Below are 22,565 nucleotides of genomic sequence, written 5' to 3' on the forward strand. Positions count from 1 at the left end.
CGGATTGTCAGGCGGCCGTTTCAACCTCTTTTTCTGCTTCGACCGGCACATAATTCAGCACCGGCCCCAGCCACCGCTCAACCTCGTTGATAGCCATGCCCTTGCGCTTCGCATAGTCCTCGACCTGATCACGCTCTACCTTCGCGACGCCGAAATAATAGCTTTCGGGGTGGCCGATATAGATACCGGAGACGGAGGAGCCGGGCCACATGGCGTAGCTCTCGGTCAGCACCACGCCCGTCTCTTCCGTCGCATCCAGGAGGCGGAACAGGGTTTCCTTTTCGGTGTGGTCTGGCTGGGCCGGATAGCCGGGTGCCGGGCGAATGCCGTCATAGGCTTCACCGATCAGATCGTCTGGACCGAAGCTTTCGTGTGTCGCATAACCCCAATATTCCTTGCGGACTCGCTCATGCATCCGTTCGGCAAACGCTTCTGCAAAACGGTCGGCAAGCGCCTTGACGAGGATGGAGGAGTAGTCGTCATTGGCGCGTTCGAAGCGCTCGGCAATCGCCACTTCTTCGATACCAGCCGTGACCACGAATCCGCCGACATAATCGGTGGTGCCAGTCTCCTGCGGCATGACGAAGTCCGACAGCGCTACATTCGGACGACCATCACGCTTGGACAGTTGCTGGCGAAGGGTGAAGAAGGTGGCCAGTTCCTTAGCGCGGGTCTCATCGGTGAACAGGCGGATATCGTCACCGACCGCATTGGCGGGCCAGAAGCCGATAACGGCGCGTGGGCGGAACCACTTTTCGTCAATGATCTTCTTGAGCATAGCCTGAGCATCGGCAAACAGCTGACGCGCCGCCTCGCCCTGCTTATCGTCTTGCAGAATGGCGGGGTAGCGACCCTTCATCTCCCATGTCTGGAAGAACGGCGTCCAGTCGATATATTTGGCAAGCTCTTCCAGATCATAGTCTTCAAACGTCTGGGTGCCCAAAAACTTTGGCTTGACCGGCTGATAGGCCGTCCAGTCCACTTTCTGAGAATTTGCCCGTGCGCGAGCCAATGGCAGACGCAGCTTTTCCCGCTCATTGCGGGCATGCGCTTCCGACACCTTGGCGTATTCAGCCCTGATACCATCGATATAGGCTGGCTTCTGATCGTCCGACAGCAAAGCAGACACGACACCGACCGCGCGAGACGCATCGGTAACGTAGATGACCTGTCCCTTTTCGTAGCGCGGATGGATCTTGACCGCGGTATGCACGCGGCTGGTCGTGGCACCGCCGATGAGCAGTGGAATGTTGAAGCCCTGACGCTCCATCTCAGCCGCGACATGCACCATTTCGTCCAGCGACGGGGTGATAAGGCCGGAGAGGCCGATGACATCCACGTCTTCAGCAATCGCCGTTTCCAAAATCTTGGTGGCTGGCACCATCACGCCGAGGTCGATGATCTCGTAATTGTTGCAGGCCAGTACGACGCCGACAATGTTCTTGCCGATATCATGCACATCGCCCTTCACGGTCGCCATCAGCACCTTGCCTGCGGCCTTGCGCTGATCGCCGCCATTGAGCCGCTTTTCCTCTTCCATGTAGGGCAGAAGCACGGCGACTGCCTGCTTCATGACACGCGCGGATTTGACCACCTGCGGCAGGAACATCTTGCCTGAGCCAAACAGATCGCCCACCACATTCATACCCGCCATCAGCGGTCCTTCGATGACATGCAACGGACGCTCAGCCTGCTGACGCGCTTCTTCCGTATCGGCGTCGATATACTCGGTGACGCCGTTGACCAGCGCGTGCGACAGACGCTTTTCAACCGACCATTCACGCCAAGTCAGATCCTGCACCTTGGCTTCGCGACCCGGACCGCCCCGGAATTTTTCCGCCACTTCCAGCAACCGCTCGGTGCCATCGGGACGCCGGTTCAGCACCACGTCTTCGCAGGCTTGCCGCAGTTCCGGGTCAATGCTTTCATAAACGGCGAGCTGCCCCGCATTGACGATACCCATGTCCATGCCTGCCTGAATGGCATGGTAGAGGAACACGGCGTGCATGGCCTCTCTCACCGGCTCATTGCCACGGAAGGAGAAGGACAGGTTGGAAACACCGCCGGAAATATGGACCAGCGGCATGGTTTCGCGAATGGTGCGCGTGGCGTTGATGAAATCGACGCCGTAATTATTATGCTCCTCGATACCCGTTGCGACAGCAAAGACGTTGGGGTCGAAGATGATGTCCTCAGGCAGAATGCCGGCCTGTTCAGTCAAAATCTTGTAGGCCCGAGTGCAGATTTCCACCTTGCGCTCGTAGGTATCGGCTTGGCCAACCTCGTCGAACGCCATGACGACGACGGCAGCGCCGTAATGGTGCACAAGACGCGCCTGCTCCAGAAACTTTTCCTCGCCTTCCTTCAGCGAGATGGAGTTGACGATGGACTTGCCCTGAACGCATTTCAGGCCCGCCTCAATGATCTCCCACTTGGAGCTGTCGATCATGACAGGCACGCGGGCGATATCAGGCTCGGCGGCGATGAGGTTCAGAAACTCGACCATGGCCTTCTGGCTGTCGATCAGGCCTTCATCCATGTTGATGTCGATGATCTGCGCGCCGTTTTCCACCTGATCGCGAGCAACGGCGAGCGCTGCCGTATAGTCGCCAGCGGTGATGAGCTTGCGGAACTTGGCGGAGCCGGTGACGTTTGTACGCTCGCCCACGTTGACGAAGGGAATGTCCTTCGTCAACACGAACGGCTCGAGACCGGACAAAGACATGAAGGACCTGTGATCCGGCACCTTGCGCGGGTCAAAACCCTTTACGGCTTCAGCAATCGCGCGGATATGATCCGGCGTGGAGCCACAGCAGCCGCCCACCACATTGACCAATCCTTCACGCGCAAATTCCGCCACCTGCGCAGCCATCATCTCTGGCGTTTCGTCGTATTGACCGAATTCGTTCGGCAGACCAGCATTCGGGTAGGCGCAGATAAAGGTATCGGCAACCTCGGACAGTTCCTGCAAATGCGGACGCATGGCGCTGGCACCCAGAGCGCAGTTCAGGCCGATGGTGAACGGGTTGGAATGACGCACGGAATTCCAGAAGGCAGACGGCGTCTGGCCCGACAGCGTGCGGCCGGACAAGTCGGTAATCGTACCCGAGATCATCACCGGCAGATGAATGCCCTTGGCGGCGAAGCGTTCTTCGCAGGCGAATATGGCGGCCTTGGCATTCAGCGTATCGAAAATGGTCTCGATGAGAATGAGGTCGGCACCGCCATCGATCAGGCCGTCGATCTGCTCGCCATAGGCACTGCGCAGATCATCGAAACTGACGGCGCGGTAACCGGGATTGTTGACATCGGGAGACATGGAGGCCGTGCGGTTGGTCGGCCCGATGGCACCGGCCACGAAACGGCGGCGGCCATCCTCCCGCTCCGCCCGCTGTGCAGCACGGCGCACGATGAACGCGCCTTCGCGGTTCATGTCATAAACGGCGCCTTCCATCTCGTAATCCGCCTGCGCGATGCGCGTGGAAGAAAACGTATTGGTCTCGAGAATATCCGCGCCAGCCATGGCATAGCGATAATGGATGTCCTCGATCGCGTCCGGTTGGGAGAGAATCAGGAGGTCGTTATTGCCCTGCTGATGACACGCGCAGCCAAGGAAGCGATCACCGCGGAAATGGGTTTCATCGAAACCCAGCCCCTGGATCTGCGTACCCATTGCGCCATCGAGAATGAGAATTCGTTCCTGTGCCGCCTGACGGATAGCTCTCAGAATTTCTGCGCCGTCACGCTTGTTGCCCCCTGTGGGTCCAAAAAGATCGTCCAACATCGGCACACTCCTCATTAGCGCAGGTGATTTGCAAGATCGTAAGTCACATAAAGATATCTTTATGTCAATATATCGTTGAGTTTCAGCATCTACTGCAAAGGTACGAAATTTTCGTTATGGATGACACCGTTACGTCCCAAAGATATAGAGAATCGCACAAGCGTAACATATGGAGGACGAGATGACCGAGGCGAACCACGGGAAAACGAACTGGAGCAACCTGCCCTGGCACCGGCAATGGCTGGCAAAGCAGGCGGAAGATTTGTTCGACTTCTTTCAGTATCGCGCCATCAATCCCAAGGGCGGCTTCTTCGATCTTGACCGCCAGGGCTCGGCCTTGCAACCAGAAAACCCGGTTCGCGGCATCCACATGTCGGCGCGCATGGTGCACTGCTTCTCCATCGGCCACCTTCTGGGTCGCCCCGGCTGCGGCGATGTCATCGATCACGGCATGACCTATCTGTGGAACAACCATCGCGATGCAGAGCATGGTGGCTACTTCTGGCAGGTGGATGAGAACGGTCCCGTCGACGCCCGCAAGCAGGGTTACGGACATGCCTTCGTGCTGCTTGCAGCGTCTTCCGCCAAGACCGTTGGACACCCGCTGGCCGACCAGATGCTGGCAGACATTACCAACGTTCTCGAAACCAAATTCTGGGAAGAAAAGCACGGCGCGATCAACGAAGAATTCAATCGCGATTGGTCTCCCATCGAAAACTATCGCGGTCAAAACTCCAACATGCACCTGACCGAGGCGCTGATGGCGGCCTTCGAGGCCACAGGCGACACCGCCTATCTGACCAAAGCCGAGCGTATTGCCGACCTCGTCATTCGTCGTGCGGCCGGCGCGCTGGATTTTCGCGTTCCCGAACATTTCGACGAGAACTGGGTGCTGGACAAGGATTATCGTGGCAACGAGATGTTCCGCCCCTCCGGCTCCACGCCCGGCCATTGGCTGGAATGGGCACGCTTGATGCTCCAACTCTGGGTGTTGGGCGGGCGCAAGCATGAGTGGATGCCGATGGCGGCGAAATCACTCTTCGTACAATCCATGTCGCTGGGATGGGATCGGGAAAAAGGCGGCTTCTTCTACACGCTGGATTGGGACAACACGCCCGCCAAGCGCGAAAAGCTGTGGTGGCCGATGTGCGAGGCCGCCGGTGCAGCCCACTTCCTCAACGAACACCTGCCCGCCGACGAGTTCTACGAAGACAGCTATCGCCGCGTCTGGAGCACCATCGCCAACAGCTTCCTCGACCACCAGAACGGTGGCTGGCACGAGGAACTGACGGAAAACCTGATCCCCGCCAACACCATCTTCCCAGGCAAGGGTGACATTTATCACGCGCTGCAAGCCTGCCTCATTCCGCTGTTTCCAGCGGATGGAAGCTTGACGAAAGTGATTTCGGATAAGGGCGGACGTTTTTAACGAGCGCGGGGCAAGTGACGAAAGCTCGGTTCTTCCGGCAATCCGCATATCTTGCGCGATACAATCAGCCCAAAATCTTTGGGCTGAAGGAAGCTTTCAATCGCCCGCGGAACCAGGAAAGACGCTCTTGCTGTTACGAAAACTCACACGCGATATCTCAGCGCGGTGTAACGGAGGAATGTGTCAGAACCCCAGCGTCTCTTCGAAGTTATCCCACGACTGATACATTTCGTAACGACCAACGCCCTTGATCGGCACGTGCCCATAATACGGGGAAAGCTGGAATTCTGCCGCTTGTTCGCTCTTATGGGCAACGGCACCGACATAGATCGCGGAGGCAAGGCCGGTCCGGTTGGCGCCGTGTTCACAATGGATGAGTAAGGGCTTTGGCGCGTTCTTCATGATACGCGCCAATTCCTCTGCGCGGGCTTGCGGCAGCTCTTTGGAGGAGCTGAGCGGGAAATCAATCATCTGGACATTGTTGGCCCCGGCAGCGTTCTTTTCCTGCGCGTACCAATCATCGCGGTCTTCATCGCGTAAATTGATGATGGTCTTTATACCGAACTGTTGGGCGTATTGAGCGACATCAGCACCGGAAGGCTGCGCGGATCTGTAAAGCTCGCCAGGCAATACTTCGTGGAAATTTCCCGTCAGCTGGTTGATGCCCATATGGGCGCCAACCGAAGCTGGCACAGCGATGAGAGCCAACACACCAATTTTCAAAATACGTAAAATCAAAGTCGAACCTTTTGGAACAATTCATCAATTACCGTTCAAATGGCATCCCGTCCCAGCCGACACAATGACCCGAAAGTTGCATTCCCGCCATCTCGCCCCCCTCAATCGAGGAAGAGACATGCCCAAGCCGTTGCAAAACCTTTTATGTTAGCGGGTAAAACATTCTGCAAAAAATGAGTTCAAAAAGACGTGAGATTTGTCCGATTGTCGCTATGGTTAAGTGTTCGGAAACATCAGTCGAATTCGGCCGAGTTGATCGTCACCCGCCATTCGAGGTCTCTGCCATCGACGTTTTCATTGTTGCGGAGACGAAACGGGCGGCAAGCGGCATAGGTCTCATGGGGTTCCAGACGCCGCTCGCTGATCTGGTAGGGATCAAATGAAACCGACGCACGGAACGCTGCCTCGAACCCTTCCAGCGTGTAGGTCAGACGGCGTACGGCAACGCCGTTTGTGTTTTGAAAGCTGACCCGAATGGGCGCAGAGGCTTCCGTGCAGGTCGGATCGAAAGACGCGGTTGCAACGATGGCGTTCAGTCGTTCACCAGAGCGCCACCAGTCGAAAACCACCCAGGAAACCGTCGATGCCCAGACGATGGCAAGACCGACCACGACAGGCTTGATATGCCGGGGAAAGCCGATCAGGAAAAGCAGCAAAGCTGCCGTGAGGACGATGCCGATAATCATCTGCGTAACGCACCTGAAGTCGCGGCTGCTGATTGTCTGATCATACTACCTCCCTGATCGATTTGCGTCTCGCCCCACCGATGTGGCGGTCTGCACGTCGTGTCAAGTTACACACGGTGTTTGCAAAGCACCAAAGCCTGAAACACCGGCCGGCACTCCGCAGGCAACACCTTTACGTGATGGCTCAGCGTGATGGATCGGACGGACTGCGGATGGCCTCAATGATCGCGTAGCCTAAGGCGACCATAACCAGCAAGGTCGTGCCGTTGAGCGGGAGAGGCAGCATGATCTGAGTGATCGCGAATTCTCCGCCGAGCATCAGTACAATCTGCACAAAAACAAGCACCAGCATCGTCGTCACAGGAAACGTGACGCCTTTGCGTGTGAAGAAGCGATAATAACCGAACACGAAAACGGGAATGAGGAGAGCAGTCATGGCAAGAACGTAAATCCTCAACCAGGAGGCATTCGCCACAGCATCTGGTGAGAGAAAGACAAGCGGGATCAATAGATAACCACCAGCACTCGCCGCCAGAAAGGGTGGCCATATGACAATGTTCATGACATGGGCGGCACTGTTCACTTTGTCAGAAAGATGCCGTCGATCGATGCTCTGCATCACTGTGCGGATGGCAAATATGATCATCGCGACAGCGATAGCCATCACGAGGACAGCTCCGAACACATGCGAGCCACCGGCGGCGCCCACCCTCAGGAGCTCAAACCACGAAGAAAACTGAGCAGGCAAACCAATCAACGCGGGCAAAAGCCAGACAATCCAGAACCCAGCAAGAAGGCTTGGGAGAGCGACCAGTCTCGACATGAACAAAAGAACCGCAACGCCGCCAACCAGGGATGCGACGATGATCGCCAGACCAAGCGCACTGTCGTCAGCCAGAAATCCCATTGTTGCTACCGATTGCGCAATGCCATAGGCCTGCGACGCGGCAATGAGCAAAGCGACCAGATTTTCAAGAATGACGATAGCGGCGCTGTCCTCCAGACGCGGAACAAGAATTCTACCAAGCTGTCCCAGCGCAAACGCGGTCAGGATTGGCCCCGCTCCAAGCGCGAGGACGGAAAGTTGCGAAGGAACGCCATTTCTCAGTTGCGTTTCCATGAACGCAGGATCAAGCCCGGGTAGTGCGATATTCCAGCCAATCATCGCAACGGCGGAAATCAAGATCACCTGTGCGATCATGCCGACTGCATTGCCTTGCTTGGACCCGGAATCGTAAACCGTAAAACTCATCACCAACCCCTAGTTATGCACAGTGACCATAACGCAACGCAGCGTGGTGTCACCTATTTCTTGATGTGCTTTATCGAAGAGAGGCTCCATGGATTAGAAACAAGTTTTACAACTCATGACGGCGACCCTACAGCCCTATTGAAGCATGAAGGGTCGACGCGCTCGCGGGATTGAACCTCTTGCGCTATTCACCGCGAACCGAAACCTGTGCAAGACAAGTCCAGCCTGATGTGGCGTGAACGTATGTGGTGGGCCCGGAGAGAAGAGGCGGACACACCGGCGTAAGCCTAGATTGGAAACGAAAACAAGACCTTGTCGTGCTTTTGGATACGTTTTCGAGCTTAGTCCTGTGTACGGGAACCGGGAGAAATGTCAACATTCCATACCGCATCAATACTCAGTGAGGCTAGGAGACGGGAGAGATTTGTATTTCTTCATAAGCACCACAAAGGCCCTGAAAAAATCTTTTCATACCACACCGGTGGTGTCGAGTGTACTAATTTTGTGGACCGATTTTTGGCTTCTCTCGGGTGAAGATGTCAACATTGAACTGAACAGCCCCCAGTTTGCCGGAGACACCACTCGTAAGAAGTAGGGTCTATGACAAGGAAAATGACAAACAAGCTTTCTCCTGAAGTCCGCGCCGTTCGAATGGTGGCCGAGCATGAAGCGGAGCATCATCCTTCGCGACGGTCGGCTGTGTCTTCTATAGCCGCCAAGATCAGCTACTCGGCAGGGCTTCGGTTACGTCGAGGCCGTGGAGTTCGCCACGCTTAAATGGGTAGATTGGTTCAGCAACCGCCGCCTTTTGGAGCCTATCGCCAACATACCGTCAGCCGAGGCCGAAGAACGATATAAGCCCTGCTGGACGCACCAGCCATGGCAGCATAACTTAAACCAAACGGTCTCCGAGAAAACCGGGTCTGTTCAAAATGCAGTGAATAAAGAAGTTTAAGCGCCTTACAGTCCAGAGATGATAATGGTCAGCAGCGCTAAGTGAACGAATCTCCAAAAATATCGACAATCTCAGATTGATTTCCTGACGTTATCTCGTCTAAATCCATCAATTACTGTTTTGGAATTCTTGAGCGTAATCGGCATGGTTCTGTTTTTGAAAAAGGAAGAGATTGAGAGTTGGCTTTTTGAACTCATCCTCCGACGGGATATTTTAGGATACTACGAAGCCGAAGTGCGTGAGTTGGCTGGCTTATGCAAAAACCAGTCGGAATTTTCGTTGCTCAAACACATCCTTGAGAAAGTTGTCATTGTCAACGAAACCCAACTTCAATCAGCTATAGAACGTATGGCAGAAGGAATTAAGTCGCAGCTTAAGGAAGACCAAAAAGCTGCCATTGTTGCAATGGCATGGGACGATAGCCCCGACAGTTCTCAACAATTGCTACAAAGATTGAAAGTCCAATTTCACAGTTGGAAAAATATTAAGTTCTTCAATAGAGTTCCATCATATGTAAAGCCGTCAGTTATGAAAGAATTTTCTACTTTCATATTGATTGACGATTTTACAGGAACTGGCAGCACTGTTTTGTCGAGAATGAACTATGTAATGAAAGCCGGAGCAGGATCAGGAATAAATCTTGATGGTAGAATTAATTTACTTTTCGGCATCAATGAAGCGCTGATTAATATAAAAAACTCGTACACTAACTTAACTTGCGTTTACAGTCTGCCCAAGGGATTGAGTGGACACTTTTCTGGTGAACAGTTGACCGACAATATTAGCCATATGAAGCGTCTCGAAGAAGAACTGGCTGCGAGCATTGATGGCAATCAACTACCAAGTCTGGGGTATGGGGGTGCCGAAGCGCTTTTTGCATAAGACACGCCAACGCTCCAAACTCGAATTTTCCGATCCTCTGGTGGCCTCAAGATGCAAAATTGGAAGAACGGTCACCCATATTTAGGAGAGCAGGATTTTGAGTAATTTACGTCTCACTCCAGTCGATCTGATGCTGTTGCGAGAATGCCTCTCGAAATTTGAAGGACTTTCAATAGGAAGCATTACATCGACCTTGGGCGTCTCGATAAAAGATGCTGTCGAATCTTTCCGGCGGTTGAGCCAGCTAGAACTTCTAAGCCAAAGAGAGGGCATCATCGCTTTAACTGAAAACGGAAGAGAGTGGGTCAACGCAAATCAGCGACTCTTTGCGTTCAACGGGGATAAATCGTGGAGGTCCATCCCAGATGAATATAGGGGGAACCAAATTTCCGCATTCAGCCCGTATGTTCCGCGATTATCAAAAATTCCTCGGTCTTTTTTTGATGCAAGCAAGGGATCAAAATGATAGGGCTGCCTAAGGAATGGTTGTCATTAGCGCAAAGAAGTGGATTCGCTTCTGCGGTTGAGGTTCGCGATAGCCTATCGACTACTCGATTTTTAGAGTGTTCTAAAAAGTCGAGTAGTCGAAATGCGCTCTCCGAGCGCATCGGCACGATTGTCGCAGAAACTCGAATTTTCTTAGAAAATCCGAGTTCTGCGTCACTCCTGCCGCAGCGATGCCTTGCATCGAAATGATTACGTAATGGCAACCATTCCTTACCAGCGCGAGCACCTTTCCAGATGGAAAGCGTATCTTTCCGATATCGGGGTCCGAGATGATCTCAAGGCAATCTACCTTTTCCACGTAAAAAAAAGCCTTGAAAAAGGCGTGCCGCCTATTTTCGAGCACGAACAACTAGCGCTCTTGCTCGGTATTGACGTCGCGCATTTGATGAGAATGCTATTCGGTCAAAAAAGTTTTTATCGCGAATTCAGTCTGAAAAAGAGATCAGGGGGCTACCGTACCATACGCGCGCCTCTTCCTACCCTTTTAGAATGCCAAAGATGGATAAATTCCAATATACTATCGGCTGTGCAACTGGCTCAGCCCGCAATGGGATTTCGTGAGAGGCATTCGATAGTTGATAATGCGCGAATTCATTGTGGTAGGGAGGAGCTTTACAAAATTGACCTGAAAGACTTTTTTCCTTCGATTGGCTTCAGGCGCGTAATGGGCGCTTTCGTTTCTTTGAACTACCCAAAGCATGTCGCGTTTTTTCTAAGTACAATATGCACAGTTGATGATGAATTACCCCAAGGAGCCGCGACGAGTCCCACACTTAGCAACATAATATGTAATAGGCTCGATATGAGATTGCGCGCAATTTGCAGAAAAAGAAAATTGCGATACACGCGATATGCCGACGACATAACTATCTCAGGAAACAAAATAACCGACGAATTGAAGTGGATTGTTCACAAAATCGTCGAAGATGAAGGGTTTGTCATCAATCGGGAAAAGATCAGGCATGTTTTCGCTGGCGAAAAGAAAATTGTTACGGGGCTAGATATAACGTCTGGCGTGGTCCGTATTCCAAGACAATATCGCCGTGAAGTTATGAAAGACGTATACTTCGTTTGGTCTTCCGGCCTGTCCAATCATATGGCGAAGAATAGAGCATTTGAGCCAAACTATATCGCTCAACTCGCCGGGCGACTTCAATTTTGGAAACATGTTGAACCCGAAAATCCGCAAATGTTAAAATGTTTGAAACGATTTAAAAGCGTAATGCTGTCGTATCAGAAATAACAGTTTTGCTTTTGCTTGCGACAAACTATCCGATTATTGGAATTTTATGACGCTTGGATTTTGAGCAAAACGCTAAAATTGGGGTTAATCTTTCGATTTCTGCTCTGATTCCGAACGTGGGTCCGACTGGAACTGGATTTTTCCAGCTCTGATCACGATGGAGGTTGGTTTCGCCACCGGGATTTTGAATGGCAATCGGGACGCAAAAATCCGTTTGCGCTGTGAAGACGATCCCTCTGGGCCAGATGATACAGATGAATTTACGATGTGATTTCTTGCCGCCCACAAATTTCCTTGAGACGATGAATCTCAAGGAGATTTACAATGCAGCACCAGCCGTTTACCCCCGCGCAAAAAGAGAAAATCAAAAAGCGGGAAGAACGCCGCCGACGTGAGAGACGGCAGCGCGAGGCCGAATATCGCCGCCGCATCGAACGCTTGCGCCGCCAGATCGATGCGGCTCGAAAACGCCGCCAGCGGATGCTCCTGCTTTTCCTGCTGGCCGTGCTCGCTATGCAGGAATCTTTTCTGGCGGCATTCATGCGCTCCCACACATACCAGCCCGATCCAGAGCCGACAGGGTGGACGCCTGACCCTGCGAGCGACTATGCACCACGCTCCGGCCATGATGACCATTGCGACGGCTACAGCTACAAGCAATGGACGCGGATGACCGCCGAACGCGGTATCCAGATGAGCCGCAAGGCCGAGCTAAAGTCGGAGTGGATGGCTGATCCAGAGCGCGAGCTTTTCCCAACCAGATACAAAGATTGGAGCTATCGTCCATTTCTTGGTGAGATCATGAACGACCTTTCCGAGCAGCGCTATCAGTCGGATGCGCTGGAAGGGCTCAAGCTTCTATCCCCGTCCGAGACACACAAATATCTGGATGAAATCTATGCGATCAATCCGCTCAATCTTTTGCACTGCCGTGCGGAATTGAGCGCCGACATCGTGAGAAATTTCCAAAGCCGCTCAGTTTTGTGGGATGAGCAGAAAAGGCGAGAAGCCGAACAGGCAAAACGTGACAAGGAATTATCGCGGAAGAATGATGGCGACAAAGGAATTCCAGAGCCAAAGTGAAGGAGTTCTCGGAAAAGTAATTTTCAACAAAAGGATTCGAATAAAATTCCAATTATGTTGACATAAGTCCGATTTATCGATTTAAAATACCAGTTGACGAGAAATTTATTCTATGATTGTCTCCGCATCATCAACAACAGGAGACGCTCATGCTTAGTAATGATCGCGGTATAAAGTTCGATTGGAATGAGACGTTTTGCGAAATAACTGTGTCGGAGGATTTGGGATACATCCTTGAGGTGCGGCAATGGTGGGAAGGCAGGTACGGATACGTGATCGACAAGGTGCATCCCTCCGACAGTAGCGTGGACGACATCACAATCGGCCAGTGGCACGCACCTACGGAAACAGAAGCGCGGAGAGAAGCGGAAAAAGCGTTCTTGCGACATATTGATGGTGGCCTATCGCTCGTGCAGTAAGCCACGATAATCGATCCGCTGCCAGAGATGGCAGCGGGCGTTACGACCGGTCTTTCTTCTTAAAATTGGGTTTCAAAATCTGCTTCGGCGCTGGTGACAGTTCCGGCTCGGAATGATCGGCAACAGGCGAAAGCATTGAGCGCAGACGGTCACGTTCGATACCAGCTTTGAAGGCCACATCTTGTGCTTCGCGGACTTTCCGCTCGGCTTCGTGACGCTGATGTTCGGCTTCCAGTTGCCGTCGCTCGGCTTCCTGTGCGGCAACCCGCCAACGGTCAACTTCACTGAAAAACTCTGCGCGAACCTTCTCGACAACTGACGACGTTCGTAGACGGTCCCAGATGGCACGTAGGCGACCGGCCCAACCGGAATATCGTTCGGCATCCGCCAGTATCGCTTTTGCCTGTTCCTGTTCCTGCCGAACGCGATCCTGCGCAGCCATCGCGGCGGCGGTTGCCTTCCGTGCCGCATCCGTCTCTCTTGCAGCGTCGGCAGCGATCTTGGCCGCTTCCGCTTTGGTATGACTTATGTACGTCTCGCCATCCGCCTTAACTTTACGTGCTCGCTGGACGACCTGTTGCAGAGCTGTTGCCTGTACTTGTTCGCGCTGCCACTCGCCCCGTGTCAGACGGCGGCGCTGAGGACCGAGGCGTGTCAACCCACAAGGAATTGCAACCGCTTCATGATAGCTGTCCTGCCATTGCCTCATGGCGGCCTTGTAGGCGGCGTCAGCCCTCTTTGAGAGGGCTTTTTTGTCTTCGTCATCCTTGCCGACGTCCATGGCGTCACGCTTTGCAGTGACGCCCGGATGATATTTAAGCGCCGACATCCCCGGTTCCCCGGTCGGTACGACATATGCATGAATGTGAAAGTATTCCTCATCTTCATGCCTGATGACGGATTTAAGGTGATCCCCATATTGAGAACGAAGCCAAGCAACTGTTCGCCTTTCCCATTCCTCCGCTTCTTTTAGTTTCGCGGGATCAGCACGAATTTCGGCCATGGTCGCCGGGAAGGAAGCGACAACTGTATGGAGAGTTTTTTTGTCGCGAGCTACCTTGCGAACGTGACCGCCTTTTACGGCAATAGTGGCCACGGCTGCGGCACTGTCATGGATTTCCTGCGCGGCCCCGACATCGACCCCGTACACCACCACGGGCGGTGCGGGATTTTCGACATGGACGCAGGCTTCCGGTTTGCGACCGGCCTCAGCAAAGACAAAGTCGGTTGAACGCCCCTTAGCGTCGGCTTTGCGTGCGTAAGATTCGAGATGGATAAATTGGTATCCCATGCATTCATCGCACCTTACGGCTGCTCAACTCTTTGGTCAGCAGCTTTTCCAGCTGCAACCAATCTCCGTTGAGGTCTGCTACAAGTTCGTACTTGAATTCACATGAGCGGCCTTCCATATCCCAGAGCCATTGCGCGACCGGCCCGTACTGGGGATTCGTACGCAGATCGCGCCATCCAGCGTCAGAAGGTTTTGTCCAGTTTCTCGCCAACTCAGGATCACCGGAGCGCACCGCATCATGTAATGCAGATAAGACGGCCATCCGGCTCACATCCAAGTCAACAACGGTCGCAATTCTTCGCGAGATATCTTTGTTTTGTTTCATCGCTTTGCTCAAAAAAGTAGGAAATTACTCCTTTAATCATGAGAGCAAAAACCATGGGCGCAAAGCGTGTTTGGGAACGGAATCAAATCAGTAGTGACCGACTACTGATTGCAAGCAACCATCGGCTCTTCGAGGAGGCCTTCAGCCGGACCACGTCATGGAGACAACGCCGTTGAGGGTCTGCCGACTACCCCCTTTATGGCCGGGGATGCCATCATGCTGCCGCGAGCCAATCGGTTTCGGACACCCCGAAAAGGTCAGCCCAGATGGCGTCATTTTCGTCCTCACAGGACGTACCGGCGACTGGCAATCGAGCCACGTCGGATGCCATGGCGCTCCTCAGCAATTGTGCTGGCGATGCCGTCGACAAAGGAAATTCACGGTCAATGAATTCCTTGCCGACCTCATAGCTACCCGCTGGTAGCGTCGTCAGCCGGTCCTCAGCGGCCTTTCGGCTCTGTTGCTGGAGTACGGTTGCGTCCGTGGCGATCTTCTCAATCCGTTCTCGGGCATTTGGTGCATCCAAAATCGAGCGGATTAATATTTCTGGATCAGGTATCTGATCCTCGAAAATCGTTTCGTGAGGTTCTTGGTACGGTATTGAATTGAGCCGCGAGACAGTTGAGCTACATGTGTGAACTATATAGCAAGCGGCTTTCGCCGCTTCCCATATATCGACGGAAGTCATATCTGCGCCGGACTGTACGGCTTCCAGAGCCACGCGGGCGACTTCCAGCGCTTCTTCAGGTGATGGCGCATTGGCGGCATTCCACCATTCCCGCGCCTCTCGCTGCCACTCGCAAATGTGATACCCGTCCTCTTCGGACAGCGTTCGCGCATCGTAATTTTGCACCATGATCATCGGCTCTGCCCATGGCGAGTGTCGCCACTGTGGGAGCGTCAGGCCGATTACGATGTTTTTGACAGGTCCACCATTAAGGCCCTGCGGAGGCGTTTCCTTCAGGTCTAAACTCGCTGACGTGGACGCATCGCTGCGTTCATCCTCATCTTTGTCAGCCGCAATTTCTTCGTCTTGATCCTCGTCATCTTCCACCTGACTACCGCGCCTGCCTTTTTTGACGCGCATCAATTCGCTATCGCCGCCCTCACGGCGGACGCGGACGATCTTCTCGCGCCGGGCCTTAAGGCCTCTCATCCACTTCATAAAGTCGCCGAGTGGCTGGCAGATTTTCAACCTCTCCGTTTGCCGGTAGAGCCATACAAGTTCTTCTCCCGATGCCTTTTCTGTGTCAGCGGGCTTGGAACAGTATTTGACGATCTCTTCCACCTTCTCAATCGTGCCATTATCTTTCCACTCCGCGCCGATGAATTTATGCGTACCACGCAGGAAATCCGTCCAATCCTCAATCACCCGCGTCGGCCAATACAAGACGTTCGCGTGGAGATGATACAGGACTGTCTCACCCCCATACCGCTCTGAAAGGTCAGATTGCCGCCCCTGCTTTTTGGCCTCATCATCTCTCTCGGCAGCAGTTGAACGCGTGAATTCAATGCCGCGAAACAGCACCTTGATCCCTTGCTCCTTGCAGACTTCGTCTGCCCATTTTGAAATTTTCCGTGACAATCGCTGAATAGGTCCTCGCAGGTCTTTGAACGCGGGGATAAGTTCATTGCAGGTCATCACAGCATAACGAAAATAATGGGCGTTACGATTTTCTATCATGAACAACTTTAGGCCGTTCACCAGCGGCCTCCTGTCGCGAGCGGCGACGAGCGGAAGAAACCGCACGGCGCGGTACCTCCGATGGTTCTCAACAATATTCGTCACGGCAGAAATACATGTTATGCCGCCGCTGAGGATCACTTCCTCGCCAGCATCCTGGAGTGCTTGCGCGATACGGTCGTTCTGAGCTGCGAGCACTTTCGAGGCAGTCGCGCGTTTGGCCCACCTGGCTGGATCAATCGACCATCCGCAATTGCCTTTTAAAACTGCATTATGGGTTTTCGAACCGCGTGCCGTCTTCGCGGCAGCAGCAAGAGCGCGTGTCGCAATTCCGCCAACTGGCGGCTTCGAAATAATGTCAACATTACTTTTTGGAAAATCGTCTGGCTGCTGTTGTTCGGCTGGGCTATTTGCCAGCCCGGCGCTCACTTAATTGTCAATGGGAGCTTTACAACAAACATGAAATCGTTCATCTTTTTCAAACAGTGTTTAAGAAGACGCCGGAGGGTTCCAGCCCTGTGAAGGCGTCTTTTTAATGGTCAGGGGAAAAACAATCGGCGTCAACCGACCAAATTAGCAATAGCGCAAAAGGTGACGCGACATCCGATCCGGTTCAAATGCTCTTCCTCGGTCTCTGTCCAATTCCAGTTATCATCGTGTGACCGCATGATCTCGTCATCATCGTGGGTTTCCGAAACCCATTGAATAAACTGATCTTCGTCGCCGCAATCAATGATGTGGGCAGTTGATTTTTGGTCGTACTCGACAATGGCAAGTACGCGATCTATGCGCGGTAATTGGCCAGCCAACCACTGCCCAGCTTTAGAGGAACCGAAGTAGTTCATCGGGACGACCTCTTCACCTTGTGAAGGTCACGCAGTTCGGCGGTGCACTCCTCCAACGCGTTTTTGAACCGCCGCGCATTGGCAAGTTCGTCATTGATCCCCTTGAACACATCTCCAATGTCAAAGCGCGGCCCCGCCCATCCTACCTTGGCGGCATTGAGTTGATCGGTTCCGAAAGATTTTGCTACCGAGATCAGCAAGCCCGCTCGATCAAGGCATTGCCCGCATTCGGCATTGAGGCGTTCGCCTGTCTTTTTCAGGTCGTTCAAGCGGATGTCGAGTTCATTTCCTTGCATGTCGATCTCCCGAATATCCAAAACCTTGGAGATTATGGTCCATGTCGTTCCTTTCAAGTTGTTGGCATAGCTTCGCCCCTCCGTTGGAACGGAAGCCAAAATTATGATGCTGGTTGGGAGTGGGAGCGCACGAATGCGCTCCCTGACTCTGCGTTTGCAGAGAAAGGCCACTGCCGATGACAGAAGCGGGACATCCCTACGTTTGTAGGGAAAGAAGAGCCGCCTATTCGGCGGTAAAGTACGACCTATTCAGGGCCGCATGCCTTCAGAGCCACCTCTTCGGCGGTAGAAGTCAGTTCGTTCAAATCCGCGCGCCATGTGGACTGGAGCGAGCAGGACAGCCGATCAACCCAGCCGAATAAAAGCCCGAAAACTTAAATTCCAATCCCCTATAGGGTGACAAAATCCAAGGTGTTCGGCTGTCCTGAAACCAAGATGGCTCACTTGCGGGGAAGGCGCAAGATGTAATCGGACGAATTTTTCGCTCAAAAAAGCAAAATGCAAAGTGCAACTTGCTCTATTGGACTAAAATAGAATCATATTCCCCAATATTCGCGAAAGTACGATTTGGATAGAAATTATTGTTTCCGCATCCTTAGACCACATAGAAGGAAATGATATTTCCACAAGTGCCAGTGAAAATAATTCTGCCACCTCGCAATTCGGCGCATCTCAGAGCGAGAAATAGGGCCAGATCGTCAAAAAATCGGCAGGGGTAGCCTCGTTCTATTCCACGACGATTTTTCCTTTTCCTTCGGATCGAGCCGCGTGTCTCGATCCGCTCCGCAGGCGGACCGGGGAAAAAATAGTCGCGGAACCTTCTCGCTCAGTGACTGCCAGCGCGGCGGCTCTTATGCCCTGCGGGCACCGCCATGCCCATTCTGGCCAAGGCGGAAGAAGAGCCTATGCCGCCGCGCTGACAGTCAACCCCTGCCTGCCGCCGTTATCGTGGCGAATGTTCCCTTTCCAAAATGGATAAAATCCGAGCGATCTGATTAACGAACGCTACCCCATCCGCGACATCATTCCCGACCAAAGGATTCTCAAGAATCCCGTTTTCTGCTATACATTTCTCAATAAAATCAACCAGAAAGTGGAGATTTCAATGCGCCAGACGATCACCAGAATTCGCGGCTTGACGGTTAACGTCATCATCGAAGAGGTCCACCATCACCATGAAAAAGGCGGCCTGATCTGCTACATCGCAGCGATTTACATTCAGGCTCACGGAAGCGCGCAAAAGAAGTTGATCCGCAAATCTCGCTTGCCCGGAGCGGCTGCGGAATTGAGAAAGGAAATCCAGCGGGACGGTATTCGCGCGTTCGACAGGCTGATGGCTTGACCTACTCTGATCGGTTCCTAAATATGTCGTATCGGTCAGCAGAGCCATGGACTGATACTTTCTCTGCAAACGCAGTGATGCGGCTCATATCCAGCGCAATCGATTGTCGGTCGCGTGCCGTTATCTAAATGCAAGCGGAAGCAGAGGAAAAACTATGATTCATCTTATTTGCCAGAACAGCGGAAACGTTTGGGTTTCCGCAGAAACGGTTCAAGCAGCCGTCGAGAAGATCGGTGAGATCGGCGCATCCGAGTACGACTATTTAGACGTGTCAGAGTACGACCGGCGTAACTTTGTTGATGGTGATCACCGGTGGTATTTTAGCACCTATCGGTCACGCGACGAGTTCGCCATCAATGATGCCGACGAACTTTCAGAGGCCGGTGAATTCGCTGGATATATTGCACTGGTGGAGCTTGAGAGGCTGGAATAGTTGTTATTTAGCCTGACGCCGCCATTCGATGAAGGGTGAGAAATCTACACCACGCGGAACCGGAATCGACATTATTTTTTGAACCTCCTCCGGTTCCAGTACCTTAAAGCCGTACCTTGCCCCAACGGAAGATGCTGCGTGACCACATTGCTTGTCTGCGAGGCTATCGCCGACGTTAATGCGGAACCATGATTTTGCGTTATGCCTCAGCGAATGGTATACTTGACGTTGAGTTTCATGAATTCCGAGTGCAATCATCCAGTTTCCCATTTGCTTCTGGGCAGCGTCCGCAGGGTCTTTTGCTGTATGGTAATGAGGGAAAACAAACCCACCCAAGCCACGCTGTTTCTTTGCAAAATCTATGAAACCGCAATCACGAAGCAACGGATGGATAGCAACAACGCGCACAGCCGTCTTCGTCTTGAGGGGCCTTGCAATCTCTTTGCCATCGATAATCAAAGGACGACGTAGATCGAAAACCTCGTTCCCTTCAATGGTCACAATATCAGAGGATTGCAGGTAGACGATTTCGGAAAGCCGCATCCCTGTCAAAAAACCAACAAGAGGCAACCAAGCTTTGTGCGGCTTTCGCATGATCTTAGGACTGACGCTGTCTGCCAGCCATGTATTCAAGGATGTCGGAGGCAAACCTTCCCGATCAATGGCAGGGACTGCAGCTACAGGCATTGTCACGCTGAACGACCGGATGTCGCGAATTCCTGAGACACCAGCAGTCGCCTTCTCCCAAATAAGCTTTACTTGGGTCACATGCTCTTTAACTGTCGTCTGTGACAGGCGTTTAATCCGCTTTTCGTCAGGCAACTTGTCATTTTTCTCGCCCATCTGCTTAAGATTCATATTGGCAAAAATTGTATACTTCGTGCGATTTGTAGGAACTTTTGCCAAGACTGTTGCAAAGTCCTGCAAATGTATAGGCAGATAATAGCTGAGAGGATGATCCCCTACCACATCAAGGAATGCCGCGAACGTGTTTTCAAGCCGCTCCTCATAGCGCACTCCGTCGTTGTTCCCCTTATCCAACGCGTCTTTTCGAGCATCAAGGATTATGCGACCTGCGACGCTTAGTTTAGTTGATGAAGTAACCGTTCTCTCATCCTGATATTCGAGAGGTTGAGGCTGGTGCTGCTGAATAGGTTGAATTTGAGGAGATTGAACCTGCCCCCCCCAAGGAACCGAGCGTGCGGACTACAGATTGAAACGTGTCACGCTCAGCCTCCCATGCCACGGAATCCCTTGAAAGGGCGTCCGCTATCGTCTGGAGTCTTTGCTTAAAATCTTTCAGAGAAGCCTTTTGCGCTGCCAGTTCCTTTGCTTCGCGCCGGTACACTTTGGCAGCTTCAAAATCGCCTTCAGCTTCGAATTCTTCGGCCTGCTGAATTCTGCTTGTGACTCTCAAGCCAAGAGGAAAATGGCGGCGATGCAGTTCCTGAAGCTCGGCATTTAACGCTTTGAGGCTATGAGCAAGGGTTTCTCTGGTCATGGTCGGATCGTCCATCATTCTCATGGCCGCACCCGAAAGAATAATTGCTCTTTTTCGTGCCGCAGCGGCAGGAAGTGGCCCCAAATTCACACGGATTGGCGATTTTCCAAATTGAAATTCGACGCTAACGGGAATCCGTTGCTGATATGTGAATCCGTTTTCGCGTTTCCATAAATACAATTCAAGCCTCTCGATCTGGCTTGAAATGTGTACGTAGCGGTGTATTTCGCCGTGTACGTTGGAAAAATCGGCTTAAAATTTTCGTTTGAAATCAGATACTTGCGTATAATGGTGGGCCCGGAGAGACTCGAACTCCCAACCAAGCGGTTATGAGCCGCCGGCTCTAACCATTGAGCTACAGGCCCTTCCGATAGCGTTAGCCGCCTCGGAGCGCGTGGTTGCAATGGTTCAACCTCGCGCGGAGTTGGCTTTAACGCAATTTTTTGGACGCGACAAGCCGTTGTCTTAACGCGTGTGTCATCTGTGCCGTATTAGACCCATAATCTCCTGCGACATCGACAGTCAGAGACGCTAAAAAAGAGGAACCTCAATGACATCGAAACTATCTTGTTCGTTGGTGCTATCAGCATTTACGGCTCTTGTCGCCGTGCCCATGGCTGCGTCTGCGCAGGACAATACCAAGCGGGAACCTGTGATCAGTGTGTCAGGTGAAGGCGACGCGGCGGTAGCACCTGATATGGCGATCCTGTCTTTCAGCGTCGTGAAGCAGGCGGAGACGGCAGCAGCGGCCCTCAAGGACAACAGTTCCGCCATGCAAGAGGTTCAGGCGGCCTTGAAATCCGCCGGTATCGCCGAAAGAGATTTGCAAACATCCAACTTCTCGGTCCAGCCCCTCTACAAACAGTTCGAGCCGAAGGACGGCGTCTATGTCGCTCCTGAAATCACTGGTTATCAGGTCAACAACGGCCTGACAGTGCGTGTCAGGGACATCTCCAAGCTCGGCGAAATTCTGGATCGTTCCGTCACGCTTGGGATCAATCAGGGCGGAGATATCACCTTTACCAACGACAAGCCTGAAACGACGGTGACAGAAGCCCGCAAAGCCGCCGTGGCGGATGCTGTGGCGAAGGCGAAAACACTTGCCGAAGCGGCGGGTGTCAAACTCGGCCGGGTGTTGGAGATGACCGAAAACGCACAACGCCCAATGCCGATGCCTCAGACCATGATGCGCGCAGCCGCTATGGAGAAATCCGACAGCGTTCCGGTCGCAGCAGGCGAAAACACCTACAAGGTCACCGTGAACGTGACATTTTCTCTGGACCAGTAATCCAAAACGAGGCGCAAGCTGCGCCTCGTTTCGAAATCATTCGCATAGCAAAATCCCCTCGCCATTTTTCGTGACGAGGGGATTTGAATGTCGAGACGGTCTAGGTGTGTCGCTACGGTCTAGGTGTGTCGTTCAGCGGCGAATGACCGGGCAGCCCCGAACATTGGCGAAGACGACGCGATCACGGCCCCGGCGGTCGAAACCGGCGACCACGACGCGGCGTGGAGACACGTCAACCACAGTGGCACGGCGCAGGCCCATGCGGCTTGCCTTTTCTTCGGCCAACCAAGGAGCGCAACGATCACGGCCACGATCCGGACGACCCCAGCCATGACCGCCGTGACGCTGGCCATCCTGAACATAAAGACCGTAACGAACATCCTGTGCAGATGCGGTGGATGCCGTTGCGGAAAGGCTGCTGATGGCGATAAGGACCGCAACGCCTGCTTTTGCGAATGTGCTGATCATTGTCTTACTCCGTTTCTAAATCTTCGCCGGGATGCGAGGTGACCCGATCGACCGATATGACATTAGTCGGCTGCGTGTGAACGGTTTCAGAACCGCCCATTCAGCATCCGTTCA

22 protein-coding genes, 1 tRNA gene and 1 pseudogene are annotated in these 22,565 nt (G+C 53.0%); 11 read left to right on the top strand and 13 right to left on the bottom strand.

Going from position 1 to position 22,565, the window contains the following annotated elements:
• Positions 1-7: 7 nt before the first annotated feature.
• A complete protein-coding gene (gene metH, locus EKM04_RS15205) occupies positions 8-3,784 on the bottom strand; it encodes a methionine synthase (RefSeq protein WP_183895386.1) in 3,777 nt (1,258 codons plus the stop codon).
• Between the two features lie 169 nt (positions 3,785-3,953).
• On the opposite strand from metH, the gene EKM04_RS15210 reads away from it, so the two are divergent.
• On the top strand, positions 3,954-5,213 hold the full coding sequence (locus EKM04_RS15210; RefSeq protein ID WP_183895383.1) for an AGE family epimerase/isomerase: 1,260 nt from the start codon (positions 3,954-3,956) through the stop codon (positions 5,211-5,213).
• 183 nt (positions 5,214-5,396) lie between these two features.
• Here EKM04_RS15210 and EKM04_RS15215 read toward each other — a convergent pair whose 3' ends face one another.
• The 3 genes from EKM04_RS15215 to EKM04_RS15225 form a co-directional block, all read right to left on the bottom strand.
• Positions 5,397-5,921 (bottom strand): dual specificity protein phosphatase family protein, encoded by a 525-nt coding sequence (locus EKM04_RS15215; RefSeq protein WP_234900309.1) that lies wholly within the window; start codon positions 5,919-5,921, stop codon positions 5,397-5,399.
• Between the two features lie 263 nt (positions 5,922-6,184).
• The gene (locus tag EKM04_RS15220; RefSeq protein ID WP_183895381.1) at positions 6,185-6,637 is read right to left on the bottom strand and encodes a hypothetical protein; all 453 of its coding nucleotides are present in this window, start codon (positions 6,635-6,637) and stop codon (positions 6,185-6,187) included.
• Between the two features lie 184 nt (positions 6,638-6,821).
• Entirely contained in the window at positions 6,822-7,889 is a 1,068-nt protein-coding gene (locus EKM04_RS15225) for a hypothetical protein (protein ID WP_183895379.1), read from the bottom strand.
• 751 nt (positions 7,890-8,640) lie between these two features.
• Here EKM04_RS15225 and EKM04_RS15230 point away from each other — a divergent pair.
• The 6 genes and pseudogenes from EKM04_RS15230 to EKM04_RS15255 all read left to right on the top strand — a co-directional run.
• Positions 8,641-8,780 (top strand): annotated as a pseudogene (locus EKM04_RS15230) (IS3 family transposase); the annotation flags it as partial.
• A gap of 208 nt (positions 8,781-8,988) precedes the next feature.
• A complete protein-coding gene (locus EKM04_RS15235) occupies positions 8,989-9,726 on the top strand; it encodes a phosphoribosyltransferase-like protein (RefSeq protein WP_183895377.1) in 738 nt (245 codons plus the stop codon).
• A 97-nt stretch (positions 9,727-9,823) separates the two neighbouring features.
• Positions 9,824-10,192 carry a hypothetical protein gene (locus tag EKM04_RS15240; protein ID WP_252094077.1) on the top strand — a complete coding sequence of 123 codons (369 nt, stop codon included), beginning with the start codon at positions 9,824-9,826 and terminating at the stop codon, positions 10,190-10,192.
• Between the two features lie 237 nt (positions 10,193-10,429).
• Positions 10,430-11,476: a reverse transcriptase family protein gene (locus EKM04_RS15245; RefSeq protein ID WP_183895375.1), complete on the top strand. Its 1,047-nt coding sequence runs from the start codon at positions 10,430-10,432 to the stop codon at positions 11,474-11,476.
• 324 nt (positions 11,477-11,800) lie between these two features.
• Positions 11,801-12,559, top strand: a complete 759-nt coding sequence (locus EKM04_RS15250; protein WP_183895373.1) for a hypothetical protein — start codon at positions 11,801-11,803, stop codon at positions 12,557-12,559.
• Between the two features lie 149 nt (positions 12,560-12,708).
• Positions 12,709-12,978: a hypothetical protein gene (locus EKM04_RS15255; protein ID WP_183895371.1), complete on the top strand. Its 270-nt coding sequence runs from the start codon at positions 12,709-12,711 to the stop codon at positions 12,976-12,978.
• A gap of 40 nt (positions 12,979-13,018) precedes the next feature.
• Here EKM04_RS15255 and EKM04_RS15260 read toward each other — a convergent pair whose 3' ends face one another.
• Positions 13,019-13,807 carry a hypothetical protein gene (locus EKM04_RS15260; protein ID WP_183895369.1) on the bottom strand — a complete coding sequence of 263 codons (789 nt, stop codon included), beginning with the start codon at positions 13,805-13,807 and terminating at the stop codon, positions 13,019-13,021.
• Between the two features lie 201 nt (positions 13,808-14,008).
• Between EKM04_RS15260 and EKM04_RS15265 the strand changes: the two genes are divergently transcribed.
• Positions 14,009-14,209, top strand: a complete 201-nt coding sequence (locus EKM04_RS15265) for a hypothetical protein (protein ID WP_183895367.1) — start codon at positions 14,009-14,011, stop codon at positions 14,207-14,209.
• 64 nt (positions 14,210-14,273) lie between these two features.
• Here the strand turns inward: EKM04_RS15265 and EKM04_RS15270 are convergent, their stop codons facing one another.
• The 4 genes from EKM04_RS15270 to EKM04_RS15285 form a co-directional block, all read right to left on the bottom strand.
• On the bottom strand, positions 14,274-14,594 hold the full coding sequence (locus EKM04_RS15270) for a hypothetical protein (RefSeq protein ID WP_210290062.1): 321 nt from the start codon (positions 14,592-14,594) through the stop codon (positions 14,274-14,276).
• Positions 14,595-14,808: 214 nt separating this feature from the next.
• Positions 14,809-16,419, bottom strand: a complete 1,611-nt coding sequence (locus EKM04_RS15275) for a hypothetical protein (RefSeq protein ID WP_210290061.1) — start codon at positions 16,417-16,419, stop codon at positions 14,809-14,811.
• A 419-nt stretch (positions 16,420-16,838) separates the two neighbouring features.
• Positions 16,839-17,123, bottom strand: a complete 285-nt coding sequence (locus tag EKM04_RS15280) for a hypothetical protein (protein WP_183895363.1) — start codon at positions 17,121-17,123, stop codon at positions 16,839-16,841.
• Positions 17,120-17,476 carry a hypothetical protein gene (locus EKM04_RS15285; RefSeq protein WP_210290060.1) on the bottom strand — a complete coding sequence of 119 codons (357 nt, stop codon included), beginning with the start codon at positions 17,474-17,476 and terminating at the stop codon, positions 17,120-17,122. The genes EKM04_RS15280 and EKM04_RS15285 overlap by 4 nt, the downstream gene beginning before the upstream one ends.
• 1,048 nt (positions 17,477-18,524) lie before the next feature.
• Between EKM04_RS15285 and EKM04_RS15290 the strand changes: the two genes are divergently transcribed.
• Positions 18,525-18,761, top strand: a complete 237-nt coding sequence (locus tag EKM04_RS15290) for a hypothetical protein (RefSeq protein WP_183895359.1) — start codon at positions 18,525-18,527, stop codon at positions 18,759-18,761.
• 154 nt (positions 18,762-18,915) lie between these two features.
• Positions 18,916-19,194 carry a hypothetical protein gene (locus EKM04_RS15295; protein WP_183895357.1) on the top strand — a complete coding sequence of 93 codons (279 nt, stop codon included), beginning with the start codon at positions 18,916-18,918 and terminating at the stop codon, positions 19,192-19,194.
• A gap of 3 nt (positions 19,195-19,197) precedes the next feature.
• On the opposite strand, the gene EKM04_RS15300 is transcribed toward EKM04_RS15295, so the two are convergent.
• From EKM04_RS15300 to EKM04_RS15310, 3 genes are all read right to left on the bottom strand, one after another.
• A complete protein-coding gene (locus tag EKM04_RS15300; protein ID WP_183895355.1) occupies positions 19,198-20,235 on the bottom strand; it encodes a site-specific integrase in 1,038 nt (345 codons plus the stop codon).
• A gap of 70 nt (positions 20,236-20,305) precedes the next feature.
• Positions 20,306-20,875, bottom strand: coding sequence for a hypothetical protein (locus tag EKM04_RS15305; RefSeq protein ID WP_183895353.1), 570 nt, complete (start codon positions 20,873-20,875; stop codon positions 20,306-20,308).
• 109 nt (positions 20,876-20,984) lie between these two features.
• Positions 20,985-21,060: transfer RNA gene (locus tag EKM04_RS15310), tRNA-Ile, on the bottom strand.
• 185 nt (positions 21,061-21,245) lie between these two features.
• On the opposite strand from EKM04_RS15310, the gene EKM04_RS15315 reads away from it, so the two are divergent.
• Positions 21,246-21,983 (top strand): SIMPL domain-containing protein, encoded by a 738-nt coding sequence (locus tag EKM04_RS15315; protein WP_183895351.1) that lies wholly within the window; start codon positions 21,246-21,248, stop codon positions 21,981-21,983.
• A gap of 132 nt (positions 21,984-22,115) precedes the next feature.
• On the opposite strand, the gene EKM04_RS15320 is transcribed toward EKM04_RS15315, so the two are convergent.
• Complete coding sequence (locus EKM04_RS15320; RefSeq protein WP_183895349.1) at positions 22,116-22,451, bottom strand: hypothetical protein; 336 nt, start codon at positions 22,449-22,451, stop codon at positions 22,116-22,118.
• Positions 22,452-22,565: the final 114 nt, after the last annotated feature.

The organism is Rhizobium skierniewicense Ch11 (genome assembly GCF_023757665.1).
In the GTDB taxonomy this organism is placed as follows: domain Bacteria; phylum Pseudomonadota; class Alphaproteobacteria; order Rhizobiales; family Rhizobiaceae; genus Agrobacterium; species Agrobacterium skierniewicense.

Coding starts and splice junctions, on each gene's coding strand:
- metH (WP_183895386.1), bottom strand. CDS start 3,784: ATGTTGGACGATCTTTTTGGACCCACAGGGGGCAACAAGCGTGACGGC.
- EKM04_RS15210 (WP_183895383.1), top strand. CDS start 3,954: ATGGAGGACGAGATGACCGAGGCGAACCACGGGAAAACGAACTGGAGC.
- EKM04_RS15220 (WP_183895381.1), bottom strand. CDS start 6,637: ATGATTATCGGCATCGTCCTCACGGCAGCTTTGCTGCTTTTCCTGATC.
- EKM04_RS15225 (WP_183895379.1), bottom strand. CDS start 7,889: ATGAGTTTTACGGTTTACGATTCCGGGTCCAAGCAAGGCAATGCAGTC.
- EKM04_RS15235 (WP_183895377.1), top strand. CDS start 8,989: ATGGTTCTGTTTTTGAAAAAGGAAGAGATTGAGAGTTGGCTTTTTGAA.
- EKM04_RS15245 (WP_183895375.1), top strand. CDS start 10,430: ATGGCAACCATTCCTTACCAGCGCGAGCACCTTTCCAGATGGAAAGCG.
- EKM04_RS15250 (WP_183895373.1), top strand. CDS start 11,801: ATGCAGCACCAGCCGTTTACCCCCGCGCAAAAAGAGAAAATCAAAAAG.
- EKM04_RS15255 (WP_183895371.1), top strand. CDS start 12,709: ATGCTTAGTAATGATCGCGGTATAAAGTTCGATTGGAATGAGACGTTT.
- EKM04_RS15260 (WP_183895369.1), bottom strand. CDS start 13,807: ATGTCGGCGCTTAAATATCATCCGGGCGTCACTGCAAAGCGTGACGCC.
- EKM04_RS15265 (WP_183895367.1), top strand. CDS start 14,009: ATGGAGAGTTTTTTTGTCGCGAGCTACCTTGCGAACGTGACCGCCTTT.
- EKM04_RS15270 (WP_210290062.1), bottom strand. CDS start 14,594: ATGAAACAAAACAAAGATATCTCGCGAAGAATTGCGACCGTTGTTGAC.
- EKM04_RS15280 (WP_183895363.1), bottom strand. CDS start 17,123: ATGAACTACTTCGGTTCCTCTAAAGCTGGGCAGTGGTTGGCTGGCCAA.
- EKM04_RS15290 (WP_183895359.1), top strand. CDS start 18,525: ATGCGCCAGACGATCACCAGAATTCGCGGCTTGACGGTTAACGTCATC.
- EKM04_RS15295 (WP_183895357.1), top strand. CDS start 18,916: ATGATTCATCTTATTTGCCAGAACAGCGGAAACGTTTGGGTTTCCGCA.
- EKM04_RS15315 (WP_183895351.1), top strand. CDS start 21,246: ATGACATCGAAACTATCTTGTTCGTTGGTGCTATCAGCATTTACGGCT.
- EKM04_RS15320 (WP_183895349.1), bottom strand. CDS start 22,451: ATGATCAGCACATTCGCAAAAGCAGGCGTTGCGGTCCTTATCGCCATC.